The sequence below is a fragment of the Bacillota bacterium genome, assembly GCA_040754675.1.
Classification (GTDB): Bacteria; Bacillota; Limnochordia; order Limnochordales; family Geochordaceae; genus Geochorda.
The window spans coordinates 1-2,036 of the sequence record JBFMCJ010000677.1; the positions used below are offsets into that span (position 1 = coordinate 1).

Annotated in this window: 2 protein-coding genes; both read left to right on the forward strand. The window is 70.1% G+C overall.

Annotation, left to right across the window (positions count from 1 at the left end; genetic code table 11):
- The first annotated feature begins 160 nt into the window (after positions 1 to 160).
- Positions 161 to 1,723: a cysteine--tRNA ligase gene (gene cysS, locus AB1609_22410; GenBank protein ID MEW6049187.1), complete on the forward strand. Its 1,563-nt coding sequence runs from the start codon at positions 161 to 163 to the stop codon at positions 1,721 to 1,723.
- A partial coding sequence (locus AB1609_22415) for a ribonuclease III domain-containing protein (GenBank protein MEW6049188.1) occupies positions 1,720 to 2,036 on the forward strand: 317 nt, incomplete at its 3' end. The genes cysS and AB1609_22415, both read left to right, overlap by 4 nt.

A 2,036-nucleotide genomic window follows, 5' to 3' on the forward strand; every position in this document is an offset into this window, starting at 1 on the left:
GACGGTCAGTCGGTCCGGCTCACTCCAGGCCGGCCCCTGGAGCGCTCCTTGCCACGTCTTGCCGCGCTGAGCGCACCGCTGTGGCCTTGAGCGGGGTCAAAGCGGGCTGTTATGCTGGGAACAGGAGCGTGCAAAGGCGGCAGGAGGCGGCGAGGCGACCGTGGGCATTTCGGTGTATAACACGCTGGTGCGCAAGGCCGTGCCCTTCACTCCCCGGGAACCCGGCAAGGTGAGCATTTACGTGTGCGGGCTGACCCCGTACTCGTACGCCCACCTGGGGCACCTGCGGCCGGCCGTGGTCTGGCAGGCCATCCGCAACTACCTGGAGTACCGCGGCTTTCAGGTCACCCTGGTGCAAAACTTCACCGACATCGACGACAAGATCATCGAGCGCGCCAGCGCAAGCGGGCTTCCCGCGGAACAGATCGCGCGCACCTTCATCGGCGACTACCTGCGGGCCGTGGATCGCCTCGAACTGCGCTTTGCGGACGCGTACCCCCGCGTTACCCGCCACATCCCCCAGGTGCTCGAGATGGTTCAGCGACTGGTGGAGCGGGGGCACGCCTACGCCGCGGACGGCAGCGTCTACTTCGACGTGACGACGTTCCCGCCGTACGGGAAGCTTTCGGGCCAGCGGCAGGATGCGCTGGAGGCGGGCGCTCGCATCGAACCCGACGAACGCAAGCGCCACCCGGCCGACTTCGCCCTCTGGAAGGCCGCCAAGCCCGGCGAACCCTCCTGGCCCAGCCCCTGGGGTCCCGGCCGGCCGGGGTGGCACATCGAGTGCTCGGCCATGTCGCTTCACTACCTGGGGTTTGGCTTCGACTTCCACGGCGGGGGGACCGACCTCATCTTCCCGCACCACGAAAACGAGGTGGCGCAGTCGGAGGCCTATGAGGGCCGCGACGGCTTCGTGCGGTACTGGCTCCACAACGGGCTCGTCAACGTCCGCGCCGAGAAGATGTCGAAGTCGCTGGGCAACTTCACCACCGCCAGGGAGATCCTGGACCGCTACCCGGGCACGCTGGTGAAGTTTTACCTGCTCTCCACGCATTACCGCTCGCCGCTGGAGTTCACCCCCACCAGCCTCGACGAGGCGCGCCCGGGCTGGGATCGGCTCAATGAGGCTTACCGCAGGCTGGCCGCCTTCGAGCCGCTCCTCGTGGGGCTGGGGCGCCAGCGGCCGGAGCGCTGGCTCGAGGAGGCGCTGCCCGCAGCGTGGCGGCCGGCCGACGAAACGGAAGGGCGGGCGCTTGAGGCCGTGCGGGCCCTGCGGCCGGCGTTCGAGGCGGCTATGGACGATGACTTCAACACGGCCCGCGCCATCGGGGCACTGTTCGAGCTGGTGCGGGAGACCAACCCGCTGGCCGAGCGGGTCGGGAGCGCTGCCGGCATCGATACGGCTTCGCCGGCTCCCGCGGGCCTGGTTCTCGGGGCCGCCTATGCGCTGCTGCGCCGGTTCGCCAGGGAACTGCTGGGGATCGTCGACCCCGCCGGGGCAGCGGAGGCGCTGGGGACGGCACCCGACCGGGGCGAACAGAGGTTGCTCGAAAGCCTCGTCTCCCTCGTCCTGGAGCTTCGCCAGAAGGCGCGCTCCGAACGGCGGTTTGAGGAGGCCGACGAGCTGCGCCGCCGCCTGGGTGAGATGGGGCTTACCGTGGAGGACACCCCCGCGGGGCCCCGGTGGAAGATGCAGCCTTCCGTCCGGGAGCGGATCTCTTGAGCGACCGGCTGGGAACGGCCCTGCTCGCGTACATCGGCGATGCCGTGTTCGGGCTGTTCGTGCGAACCCTGGCGCTCGACCGGCTCTGCCGGACGCCGGGGGCGGCGCCGCCACGCGTTGAAACGGTGCACCGCGAGGTGGAACAGGTGGTCACGGCCGAAGGACAGGCCCGGGTGCTCGGGGCGCTGTTGCCCGTACTCACCGAAGAGGAACAGGACGTGGTGAGGCGCGCCCGCAACGCCAGGGTCCGCCACCGCCCGCGGGGCTCGAACTACCGGGCCTACCGGCGCAGCACCGGCCTCGAGGCCCTGGT